This is a genomic window from Saccharothrix hoggarensis, from assembly GCF_042678885.1.
In the GTDB taxonomy this organism is placed as follows: domain Bacteria; phylum Actinomycetota; class Actinomycetes; order Mycobacteriales; family Pseudonocardiaceae; genus Actinosynnema; species Actinosynnema hoggarensis.
In genome coordinates, this window is sequence record NZ_JBHTLK010000062.1 from 1 (window position 1) to 18,225 (window position 18,225).

Below are 18,225 nucleotides of genomic sequence, written 5' to 3' on the forward strand. Positions count from 1 at the left end.
GGGGGCCGGGCGGCAGCGCCGCGGCCAGGGCGGCGTGCGCGGCGTAGCGCAGGGCGAGCGGCAGCTCGGTGCGCAGCGTGGAGCGGACCAGCGGCCCGCCGTCGAGCAGGGCGTTCGCCTCCTCCACGGCGGCCAGGTCGAGGTCGGGCATGCGGGCCAGGGTGTCCGCGTCGACCTCGTCGTCCACCACGCTCAGCGCGACGGCGAAGCGGGCCTGCTCGGGGAGCGCGCGGAAGCGGGCGCGGAACCGGGCGCGCAGGGAGCTGTCCTCGGGCAGCGCGTCGGGCGCGGGAGCCGTGCCGCCGAGCTGCTGGGACGTGAGCGCGCGGGCCAGTTCGGTGAGCGCGAGCGGGTTGCCGCGGGCCAGGTCGGCGACGTCGTCGGCGAGGCCGGGCGCCAGGCCTGGGCGGAGCGCGCGCAGCACGCGGAGGCTGTCGGCGTGGTCGAGGGGGTCGAGCCGGACCCACGGCAGGCCGTGCGGCTCCCCCTCGGTGGCGATCAGCAGGGCCACCGGCTCGTCGGCGACGGCCGCGGCCAGCTCGACCAGCCAGTCGGTGTCCTCCAGCAGGTGGGCGTCGTCCACGCACAGGAGCACTTCGCGGCCGGTCGTGGTGAGCGACCCGCGGGCCGCGTCGAGCATCGCGGACTTGCCCGACCCGGCGCCGCCGCGCAGCACCAGCGCCCCGCCGTGACCGGCCCGGGCGCGGGTGAGCAACGCGTCGACGGCGACGCGCTGCCGCTCACGTCCGCGCAGCATGCAGCCAGTCTGGCCGGTGGTCGCGGCCCGGCGGAAGGGGTGCGGCCGAAATTATCTACCAGTGTTAGTTTTCACGGGGGACCGGTGGTTGCACCGATGCGGAGCGCTCACCCGGAGGCGCAAGGTCATCGCTGTCCGAAGTTCCCTGCCAAGCGAGGTGTACACCGACGTGCAACTCCGCAAATTGATCCCCGCAGTGATCCCCGCGCTGGCCCTGTCGTTGGTCGGCGTGACGCCGGCGAACGCCGAGGTCGAGTACCGGCGCGGCCCCGCGCCGACCACGGCCAGCATCGAGGCGTCCCGCGGCCCCTTCGCCACGGCCTCCACCACGGTGTCCTCCTTCGTCGTCTCCGGCTTCGGCGGCGGCACGATCTACTACCCGACCAGCACCGCCGAGGGCACGTTCGGCGCCATCGCGGTCTCCCCCGGCTACACGGCGAGCCAGTCGAGCATGGCGTGGCTCGGCCCGCGCATCGCGTCGCAGGGCTTCGTCGTGTTCACCATCGACACCAACAGCCGCTACGACCAGCCCGACAGCCGGGCGTCGCAGCTGCTGGCCGCGCTGGACTACCTGACCCAGAGCAGCTCGGTGCGCAGCCGGATCGACGCGAGCCGGCTGGGCGTCATGGGTCACTCGATGGGCGGTGGCGGCACCCTGCGCGCCGCCGAGCGTCGCCCCGCCCTGCAGGCGGCGATCCCGCTGACCGCGTGGCACACCGACAAGACCTGGGGCAGCGTCCAGGTGCCGACCCTGGTCGTCGGCGCCGAGAACGACTCGGTCGCGTCCGTGTCGTCGCACTCCGAGCCGTTCTACACGTCGCTGCCGTCCACGTTGGACAAGGCGTACCTGGAGCTGAACGGCGCGGACCACTTCGCGCCCAACTCGTCCAACACGACGATCGCGAAGTACAGCATCGCGTGGCTCAAGCGGTTCATCGACAACGACACCCGCTACGAGCAGTTCCTGTGCCCCGCGCCGGGTCGCAGCACGCTGATCGAGGAGTACCGGGACACCTGCCCGCACTCCGTCTGACCCACCGGTCCCGGGCGTGTCGCCGTGACGGCTCACGGCGGCACGCCCGTTCCACGTTCCGACCAACGCGGTGCCGACATTGCCGTCGACACCGCGTTGACATGTCCACGTAAGGGTGAACTTTTGCGCGGAACCTCGCATTCAAAGCCGTCCGCGCCACCGCACTCCCCCGTCAATTACACGTTCCGGTGAAAAACACTGCGACAGTCGAGTCAATGATTCGCACCGGCCGCGAATAGCCGCACGGATGTCGTCCAAGATCACCCGTTGAATACTTGCACCGGGGAAGATCTGTACGGTGAGTGCCCGTCACCACCCGAATTGACCCGCCGGGGTGTACTCACATCGGCCGCTTCCCTTAGCGCATTCGGAGTTACTACCGTCGTTCCGGACCAGTGAACGAAATCCGATTGGCGGTGTGCGCGGTGACTGTGACCGATGCGGACTTGGACAGCGAGCGACCTCGGCTGAGCCTGGGCACGGCGGCGGCGAGGAACCTCGCGACCACGACCAAGTCCGTGCCCCAGATGCAGGGCATCACGTCCCGGTGGCTGCTCAAGGTGCTGCCCTGGGTCGAGGCGAAGGGCGGCGCGTTCCGGGTCAACCGCAGGCTCAGCTACGCCGTCGGCGACGGGCGGCTGACGTTCACCAACATCGGCGCGGACGTCCGCGTCGTGCCGCAGGAGCTCGGGGAGCTGTCGCTGCTGCGGGGATTCGAGGACGTCGAGGCGCTGACCGCGCTCGCGGACCGCTTCGAGCAGCGCGAGTACGAGCCCGGCTCGGTGCTCGTCGAGGCGGGCCGCCCGCAGGACACGGTCTTCCTCATCGCGCACGGCAAGGTCAACATGATCGGCCGCGGCGAGTACGGCGACCAGACCGTCCTCGGCACGCTGGCCGACGGGGAGCACTTCGGCGGCCAGGTGCTGGCCGGCCCGCAGGGCGAGTGGGAGTGCACCTTCAAGGCGGTCACCCCGGTGATCGCGCTCGTCCTCCCGTGGGACGTCTTCGAACAGCTCAACGGCGAGGCGGGCGCCCTGCGCGCGCACATCCAGCGCGCGTTCGCGTCGGGCGGCGGCCGGGCCAACGCCTACGGCGAGGCGGAGATCGAGATCGCCTCCGGCCACGAGGGTGAGCCGGACCTGCCGGCCACGTTCGTGGACTACGAGCTCGCGCCGCGCGAACTCGAACTCAGCGTCGCGCAGACCGTGCTGCGCGTGCACAGCCGCGTCGCCGACCTCTACAACCAGCCGATGGACCAGGTCGAGCAGCAGTTGCGGCTCACCATCGAGGCGCTGCGCGAGCGCCAGGAACACGAAATGGTGAACAACCGCGATTTCGGCCTCCTGCACAGCGCCGACCTGAAGCAGCGCATCCACACCCGTTCCGGCCCGCCGACCCCGGACGACCTGGACGACCTGCTGGCCACGGTGTGGAAGGAGCCGACGGCATTCCTGGCCCACCCGCGGGTGATCGCGGCGATCGGCCGCGAGTGCAACAAGCGCGGCATCTACCCGTCCACGGTCGACCTGAACGGCCACCACGTGCCCGCGTGGCGCGGCGTGCCGATCCTGCCGTGCAACAAGATCGGGGTCAGCAAGACCCGCACGAGCTCGATCCTGCTGCTGCGCGCGGGCGAGCAGAACCAGGGCGTCATCGGCCTGCACCAGACGGGTCTGCCCGACGAGTACCAGCCCGGCCTGTCGGTGCGGTTCATGGGCATCGACGAGAAGGCGATCATCTCCTACCTCGTCAGCGCCTACTACTCCGCCGCGATCCTCGTCCCGGACGCCGTCGGCGTGCTCGAGCACGTCGAAATCGGCCGTGAAGACTAGTACCCGCGACCAGATTGGGCACCTGAAGTGACCGTGACCGACCCCGGTCTCGTCCCCGACGAGACCGAGCACCAGCGGCAGAGCCTCAGCACCGCCGGCGCGCGGAACCTGGCCAGCACCACCAAGTCCACCCCGCAGATGCAGGGCATCTCGCCGCGCTGGCTGCTGCGCAAGCTGCCGTGGGTGACCACCCAGGCGGGCACCTACCGGGTCAACCGACGTCTCAACTACGCGCTCGGCGACGGCCGCGTGAGCTTCACCAGCACCGGCGCCGACATCCGCGTCATCCCGCAGGAGCTGCGGGAACTGGCCGTGCTGCGCGACTTCCCGGACGACGACGTGCTGAACGCGCTCGCGAACCGGTTCGTGCAGCGCGAGTTCGGGCCCGGCGACGTGGTGGTCGAGGCGGGCGGCCGGGCCGAGGAGGTCTTCCTCATCGCCCACGGCAAGGTGAACAAGATCGGCCGCGGCGAGTACGGCGACCAGACCGTGCTCGACACCCTCGCCGACGGCGACCACTTCGGCGACGAGGTGCTCGTCGGCGGCGAGACCGAGTGGGAGTTCACCGTCAAGGCGGTGACCCCGGTGATCGCCCTGGTGCTGCCGTGGCGGTCGGTGCGCGAGCTGAACGGGCAGGGCGACGTGCTGCGGGCGCACATCGAGGCCGCCGTGCGCGCCACCCGCAAGCCGCAGAACAAGCACGGCGAGGCGGAGATCGAGATCGCCTCCGGCCACGAGGGCAAGCCGGACCTGCCGGCCACGTTCGTGGACTACGAACTGGCGCCGCGGGAGTACGAGCTGGAGGTCGCGCAGACCGTCCTGCGCGTGCACACCCGGGTCGCCGACCTCTACAACCACCCGATGAACCAGACCGAGCAGCAGTTGCGGCTGACCATCGAGGCCCTGCGCGAGCGGCAGGAGCACGAGATGATCAACAACCGCCGCATCGGCCTGCTCCACAACGCCGACCTGAAGCAGCGCATCCACACCCGCACCGGCCCGCCCACGCCGGACGACCTGGACGAGCTGCTGTCCCGTCGGCGCAAGACCGCGTTCATGCTGGCCCACCCGCGCACCATCGCGGCGTTCGGCCGGGAGGCGAGCAAGCGCGGCCTCTACCCCGGCACGGACACCATCGACGGCACGCGCGTCACCACCTGGCGCGGCGTGCCGCTGCTGCCGTCCGACAAGATCCCGATCTCGCCGAACGCCACCAGCTCGATCCTCGCCATGCGGGTCGGCGAGCAGGACAACGGCGTGATCGGGCTGCACCAGCCCGGCATCCCGGACGAGGTGCAGCCGAGCCTGAACGCCCGGTTCATGGGCATCAACGACAAGGCGATCGCGTCCTACCTCGTCAGCGCCTACTACTCGGTGGCGGTGCTCGTGCCCGACGCGCTCGGCATCCTGGAGCACGTGGAGATCGGTCGGTCCTGACCCCCGGGAGGTCGACGGCAGCCGGGCCACCGCCGTCCGGCTGCCCGTCCACCGCGCCCGCCGTCCCCCCTAGAGGAAGTGTGGCCATGACCGACCTGGACGTGACCGTCGCGCACCGGTCCGCGCGCGAGGTGCTGAGCTGGAGCCGTGCCGAGGTGGACCGGGCGCTGCGGACGGCGGTGGACCGGCTGCCCGAGTCGATGCGGGTGATCGCCGGGTACCACTTCGGGTGGTGGGACGAGCACGGCAGTCCGACCGGCGCGGACCCCGGCAAGGCGATCCGGCCCGCGCTCGTGCTGCTGGGGGCGCAGGCGGTGGGCGGCGAGGTCGACGCCGCGCTGCCGGCCGCCGTGGCGGTGGAGCTGGTGCACAACTTCTCGTTGCTGCACGACGACGTGATGGACGGCGACAAGACCCGGCGGCACCGGCCGACCGCGTGGCACGTGTTCGGCGTGAACGCGGCGATCCTCGCCGGCGACGCGCTGCTGACGTCGGCGCTGGACGTGGTCGCGGGCAGCGGGAACGCCCAGGCGCAGCAGGCGATCCGGGTGCTGTCCGGCGCGGTGCAGCGGCTGCTGGACGGGCAGAGCGCGGACCTGGCGTTCGAGGAGCGCGCGGACGTGCCGCTGGCGGAGTGCGTGCGGATGGCGGAGTGCAAGACGGGGTCGCTGCTCGGCGCGTCGTGCGCGTTGGGCGCGTTGTTCGGCGGCGGCCGGGACGAGCAGGTGGAGCACCTGCGGTCGTTCGGCGAGCAGGTCGGGTTGGCGTTCCAGTTCGTGGACGACCTGCTCGGCATCTGGGGCGACCCGGAGGTGACCGGCAAGCCGGTGTACTCGGACCTGCGCAACCGCAAGAAGTCGCTGCCCGTGGTGGCCGCGCTGACGTCCGGCACACCGGCCGCCCGAGAACTCGACGCGCTCTACCACGCAGACCGCCGGCTCACCGACCCCGAACTGGCCCGCGCGGCGGAGTTGATCGAGGTGTCGGGCGCGAGGGCGTGGAGCCAGGGCCGCGCGGACGACCTCCTGACCGGCGCACGGGCCCACCTGCGAGCGGCCGAACCGACCGACCGCGCAGCCGGCGAACTGGACGCGGTAGCCCGCCTAGCCACCCGCCGAGACCACTAACCCCACTCCACCTCACCCACTCCACCTCACCCACTCCGCCTCACCGCCCCACCCGCCCAACGCCCCACCCTCACCGGCCCGACCCGCCTCCACGCCACTCCGCCCAACGCTCCGCCCGCCCGCGTCCACACCCACCTCGCACCCACCCCGACCTCGCGCCACCTGGAGCCACCGATGCCCACACCGCACCCACCACGCGAGGTCGCGTCGGTCGTTCGCGACTCATTTTCCGGCGATCACGCCCTTCGATCGCCGGAAAATCAGGCGCGAACGACCGACTTCCAGGCGACCGAGCCCGCGACGCCGGAGGCGGCGCCATCCAACACAGCGCAATTCACAACAGTCCTGCCGGTGGTGCTGTTGGCGTCGCCGCGGTCGTTCTGCGCGGGGGTGGAGCGGGCGATCGACATCGTCGACCGCCTCCTCGAACAGCGCGGCGGCCCGGTTTACGTGCGCAAGCAGATCGTCCACAACACGCACGTGGTGGCGGCGTTGGAGGCTCGGGGCGCGGTGTTCGTGGACGAGCTGGACGCGGTGCCGGACGGCGCCACGGTGGTGTTCTCGGCGCACGGCGTGTCGCCCGCGGTGCGGGAGGAGGCCGCGCGGCGCGGGCTGGACGTGGTGGACGCGACGTGCCCGCTGGTGACCAAGGTGCACGCGGAGGCGAAGAGGTACGTGGCCCGGGGCGACACGGTGGTGCTGATCGGGCACGCCGGGCACGAGGAGGTCGACGGCACGCTGGGCGAGGCGCCGGACCGGATCGTGCTGGTGGAGAGCGTCGCGGACGTGGCGGCGCTGGAGGTGCCGGACCCGTCGCGGGTGTCCTACCTGACGCAGACGACGCTCGCGGTGGACGAGACGACCGAGGTGCTGGCCGCGTTGCGGGCGCGGTTCCCGGCGTTGAGGGGGCCGTCGGCGGCGGACATCTGCTACGCCACGACGAACCGGCAGGACGCGGTGCGGGAGGTCGCGAACGACTCGGACCTGGTGCTGGTGGTCGGGTCGGCCAACTCGTCCAACTCGGTGCGGCTGGTGGAGCTGGCGCGCCGGATCGGCACGCCGGCGCACCTGATCGACGACGTGTCGGGCATCCGCCCGGAGTGGCTGGACGGCGCGCGGATCGTCGGGGTGAGCGCGGGGGCGTCCGCGCCGCCGCACCTCGTGGACGAGGTGATCGAGGCGTTGGGCGCGTGGGACGTGCAGGTCCGCGAGACGACCAGGGAGACGATCCACTTCACCCTTCCCGCCGCCGTCCGGGCGCGCTGATCACCACCGGGAATCGCCGTCCGGACGTTTCCGTTGCGGTGCGCGGGAAATCGCGAACCTCAAACCTTGGTCAACAACCGTTGTGAGAGCGCTTCACTTCTCACTAGCGTCGGTTCCGGCCACAAGCCACTCGGTGGTGAGCTCACCGCCAGAACACCTCGAATCTCCCACGTGTTCTGCGAGGTAAGCGTGATCGCTAATCCCACACCCATCGGGTAGATCCCCGGCGGACGCCTGGGGCGACCTGTCCCAGGCGATCCGGAAGGCGAACAACGGGCGAACGGACGGTGAGCGGACCGATCATCCGATGCCTGCGCGCCCGGTCGTGCACCGCCCGGAAGCGGGCGGACACAGACCGTCGCCACGACACGCAAGCCGTCCCACATGGCGGGAAAACCGAGACAGGAGGGGTGAGGCCCCCTAGGGTCTAGCGGCGTCAGCCACCCCTGACCCGTACGACCCAGATCTACGCCGACCGCTTTGAGGAGCTGGTGTGTCGACCCTCCGGGTGCGCCCCTACACCAGAACCGGCGGCCGTACGCGTTCCGCGACGACGCTGGCCATCGAGACGATCGTGACGACGAACGAAAGGGCGGCGAGAGACGCCCTGACGTCGACCGCGGAACACCGCATCATCAGCGACCTGTGCCGCAATCCGCATTCCGTCGCGGAAGTCGCGGCGACGTTGCGATTGCCGCTCGGAGTGGTGCGCGTGCTGTTGGCGGACATGTCGGACATGAGCCTGATCAACGTGCACGAGGACGAAGCGGTGGACGACCGGGGAAGGCCGTCACTGGAGTTGATGGAACGCGTCCTCGTCGGGCTGCGCCACATCTGAGCGTTCCCTGATCGCGTGCAGCACGGCCGCCATGTCCTCGCCGCCGTGCCCGAGTTCGACGGTGCGCGCGAACAGCGCCCGGCACACGTCCAGCAGCGGTGAGGCGATCCCGGCGGCCCTCGCCGCACCGGCGATCAGGTGGTTGTTCATCAGCACGTCCCGCGCCGCGGCCTGCGCGTCGAAGTCGTCGGCGAGGAGCTTCGCGGCCTTGGCGCGGGACACCTTGCTCGCCATCGGCCCGGCGTCCAGCACGTCGACCAGGGTCCGCCGGTCCAGGCCGTGCCGCTCGGCGAAGTGGAACGCCTCGGCCAGGCCGGTGGTCATGGTGATCAGGAACAGGTTCACGGCGAGCTTCATCAACAGGGCGCCGGGCGTCGCGCCGCACACGACGACGTCCGCGCACATCGGCGCGATCACGTCGCGGACCCGGTCCACGGCCTCGGCGTCGCCGGCGAGCATGGCGACCAGCTCCCCCGCCTCGGCCGGACCGCGCGAGCCCGAGACGGGCGCCTCCACGTAGTCGCCGCCCGCGGCCCGGACGTCGACGCCCAGGGCGTGCGAGAACTCCGGCGAGGTCGTGCCCATGTGCACGACGGTGCGGCCGGCGACGTTGAGCGCGAACCGGTCCGTGCCGCGGCCGAGGACGGCGTCGATCGCGCCCTGGTTCGCGAGCATGAGGATCACCACGTCGGCGGCGGCGAACACGTCCTCGGCCGACGCCGCGACCCGCGCGCCGGCCTCCCGCAGCGGCTCGCACCGGTGCGGCGAGCGGTTCCACACCACGAGCGGCGTGCCGGACCGCGCCAGGTTGAGCGCCATCGGCTGACCCATGATGCCGAGCCCGATGAAACCGACCTCCACCACGACCTCCTTGAACGGCACGACGGTTGCCCGCAACGGTAGTGCGCCCGCCCGCCGGGAAGATCAGGAGGTGGGCAGGCGGACGAGGGTCGCGCCTTCCTCGGTGTCGCGCACGGTGAACTCGGAGATCTCGTGCCAGCGCAGGCCCACTGACGCCCGCAGCGTCACCGGCTCCCTGTCCGGGCTCGACCCCGTCACCAGCCAGGAGCCGATCACCATCGTCTCGCCGGTCCGGGACTTGGCCAGCAGCTCGCAGCGGGTGGGCCCCTTGACGCCCTTCACCGCGACCTCCACCGACGTGCCCCACGGCTCGGGGGTGGCCGTGAGCCGGGCGTTGACGCCGGTCGCGGGGTCGGTGCGGGCGACGGCGCCGGAGCCGTCCGGTGAGCCGTTGGCGACGTTGGACCGCTCCGGCAGCGACGACGTGGACGCCGGCGAGGCCACCGGGTCGGACGGTGCGGCGGCGTTCACCGTCACGACGGCGGTCAGGGCGACGAGCACCGCGGCGGCGGCGGCAGCGAGCAGCGCCACGGTGCGGCGCTTGCGCGCCCGGGCCTCCGAGACGGAGTCGAGCATCGCGCGCACCGAACGGCCGTCGGGCCGCTCCCCCGTGTTGGCGCGCAGCATGCCGTTCGCGTCGGCCTCGTCGAGCAGGTCGGGCAGTTCGGCGAAGTCGCGGAGGTCGAGCGCGCATCGGCGGCACTGGGCGAGGTGGTTCTCGAACGCGTCGACCTCGTCCTCGTCGAGGACACCGAGGACGTACGCCGCCACGTCGACGTGGTTCGGCAGCGAAGTCACCTGTTCAGCCCCGATCCTGCAACGCGCGCCGCAGGGCGCGGAGCGCGTAGTACACCCTGGACTTCACCGTGCCCGGCGGCACCCCGAGCACCGCCGCGGCTTCGCCGACGGTCCGATCCCTCAAGTACGTCTCGAGAATAGCCTCCCGGTGTTCCTCGGTCAGTCCGTTCATCGCCTCGGCCACCACGATGGCGGCGAGCGTGCGGTCCGCCTCATCCCGCTGCGGCGCCTCGTCGGACGGGGTCAACTCCGACTCCTGCGGTCGGACGCTCCGCTTGCGACGGTCGTCGATGACGAGCCGCCGGGCCACGGTGAACAGCCAGGAGCGCAGCAGGACCGGGTCCCGCTCCAGCTTCTCGGCGTTGCGCCAGGCCCGCACGAGCGTCTCCTGGACGATGTCCTCGGCCCACTGCCGGTCGCTGCCGGTCAGCCTCATGGCATGTCCGAGCAGCGCGCTGCCGAACTCCTGGTAGAGCCTGCGGATCAGCTCGTCTTCCAGGCTCAGGTCCGGCCAACCGTGATCTCTTCGGGGGGAAGTGCTGCGTCTGTGCCGCGCCACGCCGAGCATCCAAGCGCGCCGGCGGGTTCCGCGTCGAGGGTTTGGCCGCAAAAAAGTCGTTGATTTGTTCGTGAACCGTCACCGCATCGTGTCCGTACTTCCCGGTATCCGCTTCGAAGGCGTGGACCCCGTTCCCCGGTCCACTGGTCCCTTCGGCGGACCCGCCCGCAGGAGGAAGGACCAACGATGCGCAGTCGACGTTCCCGGAAGGCGTTGTCGCTCGTTCCGGCAGCCGCGGCGTTGCTGCTGGTCAGCGCGTGTGGCGCGACCGGCGTTGACACCGCGGGCGGCCAGGGCGGGGCGGTGGACGGCGGTCCCGGTTCGACGACTCTCCAGCAGAACCCGGAATTCGGCAAGGAGCCGCACCAGATGCTCTCGGCGACCGGGTCGAGGCAGGTCGGGTGGTTCGTCGCGGACGCGGGCGGATTCGCCCTGTACCGCTACGACAAGGACACGGCGAAACCACCCAGGTCCACTTGCGACGGTGAGTGCGCGACGACGTGGCCGCCGGTGCTCGTCGGCGAGCACACCATGACGTCCGGCGTGGACCCGACGCTGGTCGGCTCGGTGTCGCGGGCGGACGGAGGGAAGCAGGTCACGCTCGCGGGCTGGCCGCTGTACCGGTACGCGGGCGACAAGAAGGCGGGCGACCTGACCGGGCAGGGCAAGGGCGGCACGTGGTTCGCGGTGACCCCCGAGGGCAGGAAGGCGCAGGCCGACGACGGCGCGGCGCCCGGCGAACCGTCCACCGACGACGGCTACTAGGACGAGAAACCCATGTCAGCCAAGCGTTTCGCGGCGGCCGTGCTGGCCCTGCAGCTGCTGCTCCTGTCCGTGCTGCCCGGTGTCGCGCTCGCCGACGACCCGGCGAACCCCGGCCCGGTGGAGCAGACGCCGCTGGGCCCGATCACCGCCCTGGACAAGGACTTGCTGGTCAAGGTGCGGCTCGCGGGCCTGTGGGAGATGCCCATGGGAGAGGAGGCGCAGACCCGCGCGGCGAGCACCAGGGTCAAGGAGGTCGGCGCGCAGCTGGCGAGCGACCACACGTTCCTCGACGAGCGGGTGGTGCGGCTCGCGTCGCAGATGGGCGTCGCCCTGCCGGACGAGGCCAACGCCGACCAGCAGTCGTGGATGGCGGAGATGCGGTCGCGCACCGGAGCGGCTTTCGACGACTCGTTCGCCAACCGGCTGCGCGCCGCGCACGGCTCGATCTTCCCCGTGATCGGCACCGTGCGGGCGACGACCCGCAACGAGGCCATCCGGCAGTTCGCCCAGGTGTGCAACCAGATCGTGCTGAAGCACATGACCTTGTTGGAGAGCACCAACATGGTCACCGACCGAGGTCTGTCCAAACCGGTCGCCGCGGGCGCGGCGCCGGCGAACGCGGTGGGCGGCGACCCGGTGCGCGCCGCCGCACGGCTGCCCGCGGACGGACCCGGTCTCCTCGCCGTCCTCCTCCTGTGCCTGGCAGGCGCGGTGGTGACGATCGGGATCCTGCGCCTGCTGCGGCCACGCGGCGCCGTCAAGTGAGAGGAGGTGGTGCCGGACGAACCGACACCGCGGCTACTCCCATCGCGGAGGACCTTCCACACCCCTTGACCCGCCCGTCCGGCCGTGACCCACTCCTGCGCGGCCGGACGGGCGGGTCGCCCCTCCACCACCTGCGAGTTCTCTCCCGCCACCTCGGAGGTAAAGACCAGTGCTCACCCAGGTCCCGCTGCTGATCGCCCAGGCGACCGGCGGCGACCACGACGCCGGAGTGCGCCACGTCGCGCAGGTCTCGGCGCGCCTGGCCTACGCGACCACGTGCGCCACCCTGTGCTGGGGCGTGCTGATCGCGACCGGCTGGGCCAACAGGATCTCCGGCAGGCAGGGGTTGCGCAACAGCCACATGGTGCTGGCGACGCTCGCCCTGGCGTTCGGCTCCTTGCACGCCTTGACGTTCACGCTGTTGCGGCTCGACGCTTTCTCGCACCTCCAGCTCCTGGTGCCGTTCGCGGGCGGCGGCCTGTTCCGGCACGCGCTCGGCATCGTGGGGCTGGAACTCATGCTCGCCGTCGCGATCACCGCGGGGCTGCGCAAGAAGGTCTACTACCGCAAGTGGTTGCGGCTGCACCAGCTCGCGTACGTCGCGGTCGCCGTCGCGGTGGCGCACTCGTGGCTCGGGGCGGTCGCGAACGGCAACCTGGCCGTGCTGTGGCTGGCCGGCCTCACCATCCTCGTCCCGACCGCGACCATCGCGGTCGCCCGCTTCCTGCCGCCGGACGTGCTGGTGAAGCTCGGCCTGCTGGAGCCGGAGCCGGGCTTCGAGCCGGAGCCGGACGGCGCGGGCGGCAGCGCGTTGGACGTCAGCGTCGACAACGAGCGCTGCCACCGCTACGGCATCTGCCAGGCCGAGGCGCCGGGGCTGTTCCAGCTGGTCGACGACGAGCGCCTGCGGTACGAGCGCAGGCCGCCGCCCGAGCAGTTCGCCCAGGCGCGGGCCGCCGCGCGCGCCTGTCCGATGCGCGCGATCGAGCTGCGGGAGCGTGTCCGGTGAAGAACGAGGAGCGGGTGGTCATCGCGGGCGGCGGGCTGGCCGGCCTGCGCGCCGGCGAGCGGCTGCGGGAACTGGGCTTCCGCGGCGAGATCGTCATCGTCGGCGCGGAACGGCACCTGCCGTACCACCGGCCGGCGCTGTCCAAGGAGGCCGTCAACGGCGAGCTGGTCGCGTCCGACCTGCGGCTGACCATCAGCCGCGAGCTGGACGCGGTGTGGCGGCTCGGCACGGCGGCGACGCACCTGGAGCCGGACCGGCACGTCGTCGGCCTGCCCGGCGGCGAGGAGCTGAGGTACGACGGGCTGATCATCGCGACCGGCGTGGAGCCGCGGCACCTCGTGGGCGCGCCGCGCCAGGACCCGCGCATCCACGTGCTGCGGACCGTGGACGACGCGATCGCGATCAAGCGGGCGATCAACTCGACGCAGGGGTTGGTCGTGGTCGTCGGCGGAGGCCTGATCGGGTGCGAGATGGCCGCGTCGGTGAAGACGATGGGCCGGGACGTGGCCGTCGTGAGCCGGTCGCCCACGTTGCTGGGCAACGCGGTGGGCCGCACCATCGCCGACACCGTCACCGAGGCGCACCGGGCGCGCGGTGTCCGGATGGCGATGGGCGTGAAGATCCGGCACTGGGTGCGCCAGGCGGGCGGGGTGGCGATCCACCTGTCGGACGGGCAGGTGTTCTTCGCCGCGGTCGTGGTGATCGCGGTGGGCGCCTCGCCGTCGGTCGCCTGGCTGCGCGGGTCGGGTCTGGTGCTGGAGGACGGCGTGCTGTGCGACCCCACGTGCCACGTGGTCGGCGGGTCCGACATCGTGGCCGCGGGTGACGTCGCGCGGTGGCCGAACCTCCGGTTCGGCGGGCAGCCGCGTCGGGTCGAGCACTGGCTCAACGCGGTGGAGATGGGGCGGGCGGCCGCGGAGAACCTGCTGGCGGGCAGAGAGGGAGCGCGGCCGTTCACCCCCGTCCCCCGGTTCTGGACCGAGCAGTACGGGATGCGCGTCCAGGGTTCCGGCGTGCCCGCGATGGGCAAGGACACGACCACGCTGGCCGGGTCGCGGAAGGACCACCGGACCATCACGGGGTTCATCGACGACGGCAGGCTGGTCGGGATGGTGGGGCTGGACGCGCCGACCGCGATGATCAAGCTGTCGACCGAGCTGTGGCGTCAGAACCGCGTGACCGCCTTCGGCCCCCGCCCCACACCCCAGCGCCACGCCGCCGAACACGAGGGGACCGAGCACCGTGGGGCCGAGCACAACGCTGCCGAGCACCACGGCGAGCCGGCCGCTTCCGCCGGGCGGCGCGCCAGAGCCGACCGCCTCGTCCCGGGCGGCGCGTGGGCTCCCGCCGACCAGGTCGGCCGGTCCGGAGCGCGGGCCGGCGACCAGCGCGTTCCGGCCGACACGTGGGCTCGCGCCGGGCAGGGCGTTCCGGCTGATCAGGACTTCACGGCTCGCTCGACGCCGGGCGAACCGGCCGAGGCCCCGGTGGCAGGGGCACGCGTGCCGCGACAGCAGCAGGAGTCCCAGCCCTTGCCGATCCCGCCCTCGCACGCGCCGGTCGTGCGGTCGCGGGCGCAGACCCGGGCGCTCGCCCGGTCCGGCCCGAGGGCAAGACCGAGGTGATCTGTTACGCCAACGCCGTGTTGTCGTAACCCGGGACACCAAGCATTCGGTCTCATGGCGAACCGGAGTCGAGTCACCGTCGTCGGGATACCCGCCCGCGACGAGGCGGGCACGGTCGGCGCGGTGGCCCAGGCCGCCGACGCCGGCCTGCACCTCGCGTGCCCCGGCGGGACGAACGTCGTCGTGCTGGCCGAGAACGGCAGCACCGACGACACCGTGCGGCGGTTCGCCGAGACGCCGCTGCGCTCCCGGAAGGTGGTGGTCAGCTCCGGCGGCGAGGGCACCGGCAAGGGCACGAACGTGTTCGCCATCGTCGATCGCGCCCTCGACCTGGACGCGGACCGGCTGCTGCTGCTCGACGCCGACGTGCGGTCGGGCGAACCGGGCTGGATACCGGCGCTGGCCGACGCGGTGGACTGCTCCCGGCCGACCGTCGCCGTGCCCGCGTACCGGCGGAACCGGTTCGAGGCGAACACGACGAACCACCTGGCCAGCCCGCTGCTGGCGGCGGTGTTCGGGGTGCACGTCCAGCAGCCGATCGGCGGCGAGTTCGCGTTCAACCGCGCCTTCCTGGAACGCGCCCGCTCGTGGCCGCGCCCCGACAGCGCGCACCTGTACGGCATCGACGTGTGGCTGACCGCGAACGCCCTGCGCGAGCGCCTGCGCGTGGTGGAGGTCCCGCTGGGGCGCAAGCTGCACAACTCGCCGTTCCCGAAGATCCTGCGGCTGCCGCAGCAGGTGCTGGACTCCTTGTTCCACGTCGTGCTGCGGACCGACGGCGTGCGGTCGCCCGGCTTCGCGCCCCCGAAGGCACGTGCGGCGGTGGACGGCGCGGCGGTGCGCCAGGACCCGGCCGTGGTGGCCAGGGTGTCGGAGTCGGTGTCGCGGTACCTCGACGCGCACGGCGACGACGTCCGCGGGCTGTTCCCGGCCGCGGCTTCGACGCCGTCCGCGCCGTGGGGCCTGCGGGTGACGACGGACGCGTGGCCGGACATCCTGGCCGACGCCGTGGCGGCGGTGGCCGGGGGCCGGTTCGAGGCGGCACGGGACCACCTCGTGGCGTTGTACGTGAACCGGGTGCTGACGTTCTGGGAGGAGATCGACGGGCTTCGGGACGGCGAGGTCGACGAGTTGCTGGACCGGCAGGCGGCGCTGACCGTGCGGGCGGTGCGGGACCGGCGGATCACGCTGGGCGGCGCGCTGACCGGCCCGGACGCGTTCGACGTGCGGCACTGGGCGCGGTTCAACGACGCCTCGCCCGCGGGCCGCGTCACCGTGTGACGCCATTCGTTAACAAACTGTTCGCGGTGTGTGAAATATTCGGACACTTGCGACAGATTGACGCAAGTTTTCGTCTCCGACAGGCTCCTGACCATCCCCAACCCGGTCTGGAGGTCCCTGTGCTCCGACTAGTCTCCTACCTCGCTTCGCTCGCACTCGTCGCCGTGGTGCTCGTGACGGGCGGCGGAACGGCGCAAGCCGACGGCTGCTACACCTGGAACCGAACCCTCTCCCAGGGCGCGTCCGGAGAGGACGTCCGGCAGCTCCAGGTGCGGCTGTCCGGCTACCCCGGCTACGGCGCCGTGCTGGGCCTCGACGGCCAGTTCGGCCCCGCGACGCGGTCGGCGCTCATCCGCTTCCAGCAGGCCTACGGCCTGGCGGCGGACGGCGTGGCCGGCAGCGGCACGTACTCCAAGCTCTACGCGCTCCAGGACGACGACTGCACGCCGATCAACTTCTCGTACGCGGAGCTGAACAACTGCAACTCCGACTGGTCGGGAGGCCGGGTGTCGGCGGCCACGGCGAAGTTCAACGCCCTGGTCTCGATGTGGAAGTTGCAGGCCATGCGGCACGCGCTCGGTGACCAGGCCATCCGGGTCACCAGCGGGTTCCGCAGCATCGCGTGCAACAACGCGGTCGGCGGCGCGTCCGACTCGCGGCACCTGTACGGCGACGGCGTCGACCTCGGCGCCGGCGTGCACTCGCTGTGCCGGATGGCGCAGCAGGCCCGCAACCACGGGTTCAACGGCATCCTCGGCCCGGGCTACCCCGGCCACGGCGACCACACCCACGTCGACCACCGGAGCAGCCGCTTCTGGTCAGCTTCCGCCTGCGGCATCTGACCGACCGCGCCACCTCCTCCGCGAAGCCAGACCTGATCACGACCGCCGGCCCGCACCCCCCTGAACCCCGGGTGCGGGCCGGCGGCGTGCCGGGCCACCGCGAGGGCCGGCCCGGCGTGCGCTCCACCCGCACGGACCGCTCGCCGCCACTACCATGACGACGTGCTCTTCTTCGGCATCGTCCTGGTCGTCCTGGGTCTCGGCACCCTGGTGTTGCGCGACGACGCCGTGATCGGGCTGCCGCCCGCGGTCGTCGGCTCCGCCCTGATCGCGCTGGGGGTGGCCGCCGCGGTGCTGTGGGTGGTGCGCCGCCGACGCCGGTGGGAGCGGACAGGCGAGCCCCGCCCCGTCGGCAACGTGGTGGACCGCGCCAAGGCGCTGCCCCGGCTGCTGCGCGAGCGCAAGGCGTACGGGCTGCCCACCAGCACGATGGCCACCTGGGGCTTCGCGCTCGTCTACCTCGTCTCGCCGATCGACGTGCTGCCGGAACTGCTGCCGATCATCGGTGTGACGGACGACGCGGGCGTCGCGGTGTGGCTGCTCACCAGCGTGTCCACGGTCGCCGGCCAGTACCTGCGGTGGGAGCGGGAGCGCTCGGCGCAGGGCACGGCCCGCCGGCCCGAGGCCTGATCACGCCCCGCCGGCCAACGCCTGGTCGCCGCCGTCCGGGTGCGGCAGCTCGCGGACGCCCGTCAGCAGCGTGGTGACGGCGGCCATGATCCGCGCCGTCGCCTCGTCCAGCACGGGCTTGGTCGGCTCCAGCCCGTACAGGTCGGACAGGTCCACCTCCGCGCCCGCCACGACGCTCACCTTCCGCCACGGCCGCGGCAGGAACTTCCCCGGCGGCAGCAGCTCGCGCGTGCCCCACTGGGCCACCGGCACGACCGGGGTGCGGGTGGTCAGCGCCAGCCGCGCCACGCCGTTCTTGCCGCGCATCGGCCAGCCGTCGGGGTCGCTGGTGAACGTGCCCTCGGGGTAGACGATCACGCACTCGCCCGCCTCCAGCGAGGCGCGCGCGCTGTCCAACGCCTGACCGGCCCGCGCGGTGCCGCGGTCGACGGGGATGTGCCGGCCCGACGCCATCACCCACCCGATGACCGGCGCCTTCCACAGGCTCGCCTTCGCCAGGTACCGCGGCACCCGGCCGGAGGCGAGCGCGAACGCCGTCAACGTCACCGGGTCGGCGAACGACAGGTGGTTGGACGCCAGCAGCACGGCCCCCTGACCTGGGATGTTCGTGCGACCGGCCATCCGCATCCGCACGAACAGCACCACCAGCGGCCACAGCAGGTCGATGGCCACGGAGTACCAGAAACCGCGGCCCCGGCGGGGCAGGCGGGGCGTCAGCGCCACCATCTGGGAGAACGTCACCCCCGGATCTTCGGTCATGCCCGCCGGCCCGGTTCCCGCGACCCACCGCACCACCGTCA

Annotated in this window: 18 protein-coding genes; 13 read left to right on the top strand and 5 right to left on the bottom strand. The window is 72.1% G+C overall.

What is annotated here, in order from left to right:
• The coding region (locus ACFQ3T_RS14575) for an ATP-binding protein (RefSeq protein ID WP_380723783.1) at window positions 1-757 on the bottom strand (757 nt) is incomplete at its 3' end.
• A 169-nt stretch (window positions 758-926) separates the two neighbouring features.
• Here ACFQ3T_RS14575 and bdeA point away from each other — a divergent pair.
• The 6 genes from bdeA (at window position 927) to ACFQ3T_RS14605 (ending at window position 8,290) form a co-directional block, all read left to right on the top strand.
• On the top strand, window positions 927-1,790 hold the full coding sequence (gene bdeA, locus ACFQ3T_RS14580; protein ID WP_380723784.1) for a bis(hydroxyethyl) terephthalate hydrolase: 864 nt from the start codon (window positions 927-929) through the stop codon (window positions 1,788-1,790).
• Window positions 1,791-2,215: 425 nt separating this feature from the next.
• Entirely contained in the window at window positions 2,216-3,622 is a 1,407-nt protein-coding gene (locus ACFQ3T_RS14585; RefSeq protein ID WP_380723785.1) for a family 2B encapsulin nanocompartment shell protein, read from the top strand.
• A 27-nt stretch (window positions 3,623-3,649) separates the two neighbouring features.
• Complete coding sequence (locus ACFQ3T_RS14590) at window positions 3,650-5,059, top strand: family 2B encapsulin nanocompartment shell protein (RefSeq protein ID WP_380723786.1); 1,410 nt, start codon at window positions 3,650-3,652, stop codon at window positions 5,057-5,059.
• A gap of 86 nt (window positions 5,060-5,145) precedes the next feature.
• A complete protein-coding gene (locus tag ACFQ3T_RS14595) occupies window positions 5,146-6,186 on the top strand; it encodes a family 2 encapsulin nanocompartment cargo protein polyprenyl transferase (protein ID WP_380723787.1) in 1,041 nt (346 codons plus the stop codon).
• A gap of 345 nt (window positions 6,187-6,531) precedes the next feature.
• Window positions 6,532-7,452 carry a 4-hydroxy-3-methylbut-2-enyl diphosphate reductase gene (gene ispH / locus ACFQ3T_RS14600; RefSeq protein ID WP_380723813.1) on the top strand — a complete coding sequence of 307 codons (921 nt, stop codon included), beginning with the start codon at window positions 6,532-6,534 and terminating at the stop codon, window positions 7,450-7,452.
• A 493-nt stretch (window positions 7,453-7,945) separates the two neighbouring features.
• Entirely contained in the window at window positions 7,946-8,290 is a 345-nt protein-coding gene (locus ACFQ3T_RS14605; protein ID WP_380723788.1) for a DUF742 domain-containing protein, read from the top strand.
• On the opposite strand, the gene ACFQ3T_RS14610 is transcribed toward ACFQ3T_RS14605, so the two are convergent.
• Genes ACFQ3T_RS14610 through ACFQ3T_RS14620 form a run of 3 tightly spaced genes read right to left on the bottom strand, consistent with a single transcriptional unit; the run spans window position 8,243 to window position 10,517 of the window.
• Entirely contained in the window at window positions 8,243-9,172 is a 930-nt protein-coding gene (locus ACFQ3T_RS14610; RefSeq protein ID WP_380723789.1) for an NAD(P)-dependent oxidoreductase, read from the bottom strand. The two genes, ACFQ3T_RS14605 and ACFQ3T_RS14610, sit on opposite strands and share 48 nt — an antisense overlap.
• A 42-nt stretch (window positions 9,173-9,214) precedes the next feature.
• On the bottom strand, window positions 9,215-9,949 hold the full coding sequence (locus ACFQ3T_RS14615; RefSeq protein ID WP_380723790.1) for an anti-sigma factor family protein: 735 nt from the start codon (window positions 9,947-9,949) through the stop codon (window positions 9,215-9,217).
• A 4-nt stretch (window positions 9,950-9,953) separates the two neighbouring features.
• Window positions 9,954-10,517 (bottom strand): sigma-70 family RNA polymerase sigma factor, encoded by a 564-nt coding sequence (locus ACFQ3T_RS14620; protein ID WP_380723791.1) that lies wholly within the window; start codon window positions 10,515-10,517, stop codon window positions 9,954-9,956.
• Between the two features lie 177 nt (window positions 10,518-10,694).
• On the opposite strand from ACFQ3T_RS14620, the gene ACFQ3T_RS14625 reads away from it, so the two are divergent.
• The 7 genes from ACFQ3T_RS14625 to ACFQ3T_RS14655 all read left to right on the top strand — a co-directional run bounded on the left by ACFQ3T_RS14625 (window position 10,695) and on the right by ACFQ3T_RS14655 (window position 17,425).
• On the top strand, window positions 10,695-11,273 hold the full coding sequence (locus ACFQ3T_RS14625) for a hypothetical protein (protein ID WP_380723792.1): 579 nt from the start codon (window positions 10,695-10,697) through the stop codon (window positions 11,271-11,273).
• Between the two features lie 12 nt (window positions 11,274-11,285).
• Window positions 11,286-12,038 carry a DUF4142 domain-containing protein gene (locus ACFQ3T_RS14630; RefSeq protein ID WP_380723793.1) on the top strand — a complete coding sequence of 251 codons (753 nt, stop codon included), beginning with the start codon at window positions 11,286-11,288 and terminating at the stop codon, window positions 12,036-12,038.
• Window positions 12,039-12,207: 169 nt separating this feature from the next.
• Window positions 12,208-13,047 (top strand): ferredoxin, encoded by an 840-nt coding sequence (locus ACFQ3T_RS14635; RefSeq protein WP_380723794.1) that lies wholly within the window; start codon window positions 12,208-12,210, stop codon window positions 13,045-13,047.
• Entirely contained in the window at window positions 13,044-14,672 is a 1,629-nt protein-coding gene (locus ACFQ3T_RS14640; protein ID WP_380723795.1) for an NAD(P)/FAD-dependent oxidoreductase, read from the top strand. Before ACFQ3T_RS14635 ends, ACFQ3T_RS14640 begins: the two co-directional genes overlap by 4 nt.
• Window positions 14,673-14,726: 54 nt before the next feature.
• The gene (locus ACFQ3T_RS14645; protein ID WP_380723796.1) at window positions 14,727-15,953 is read left to right on the top strand and encodes a family 2 glycosyl transferase; all 1,227 of its coding nucleotides are present in this window, start codon (window positions 14,727-14,729) and stop codon (window positions 15,951-15,953) included.
• Window positions 15,954-16,072: 119 nt separating this feature from the next.
• Complete coding sequence (locus ACFQ3T_RS14650; protein WP_380723797.1) at window positions 16,073-16,795, top strand: D-Ala-D-Ala carboxypeptidase family metallohydrolase; 723 nt, start codon at window positions 16,073-16,075, stop codon at window positions 16,793-16,795.
• A 162-nt stretch (window positions 16,796-16,957) separates the two neighbouring features.
• Window positions 16,958-17,425: a YkvA family protein gene (locus ACFQ3T_RS14655; protein WP_380723798.1), complete on the top strand. Its 468-nt coding sequence runs from the start codon at window positions 16,958-16,960 to the stop codon at window positions 17,423-17,425.
• Here ACFQ3T_RS14655 and ACFQ3T_RS14660 read toward each other — a convergent pair whose 3' ends face one another.
• The gene (locus ACFQ3T_RS14660; protein ID WP_380723799.1) at window positions 17,426-18,184 is read right to left on the bottom strand and encodes a lysophospholipid acyltransferase family protein; all 759 of its coding nucleotides are present in this window, start codon (window positions 18,182-18,184) and stop codon (window positions 17,426-17,428) included.
• Window positions 18,185-18,225 lie beyond the last annotated feature (41 nt).

Coding starts and splice junctions, on each gene's coding strand:
- ACFQ3T_RS14630 (WP_380723793.1), top strand. CDS start 11,286: ATGTCAGCCAAGCGTTTCGCGGCGGCCGTGCTGGCCCTGCAGCTGCTG.
- ACFQ3T_RS14595 (WP_380723787.1), top strand. CDS start 5,146: ATGACCGACCTGGACGTGACCGTCGCGCACCGGTCCGCGCGCGAGGTG.
- ACFQ3T_RS14620 (WP_380723791.1), bottom strand. CDS start 10,517: ATGCTCGGCGTGGCGCGGCACAGACGCAGCACTTCCCCCCGAAGAGAT.
- ACFQ3T_RS14645 (WP_380723796.1), top strand. CDS start 14,727: ATGGCGAACCGGAGTCGAGTCACCGTCGTCGGGATACCCGCCCGCGAC.
- ACFQ3T_RS14625 (WP_380723792.1), top strand. CDS start 10,695: ATGCGCAGTCGACGTTCCCGGAAGGCGTTGTCGCTCGTTCCGGCAGCC.
- ACFQ3T_RS14660 (WP_380723799.1), bottom strand. CDS start 18,184: ATGACCGAAGATCCGGGGGTGACGTTCTCCCAGATGGTGGCGCTGACG.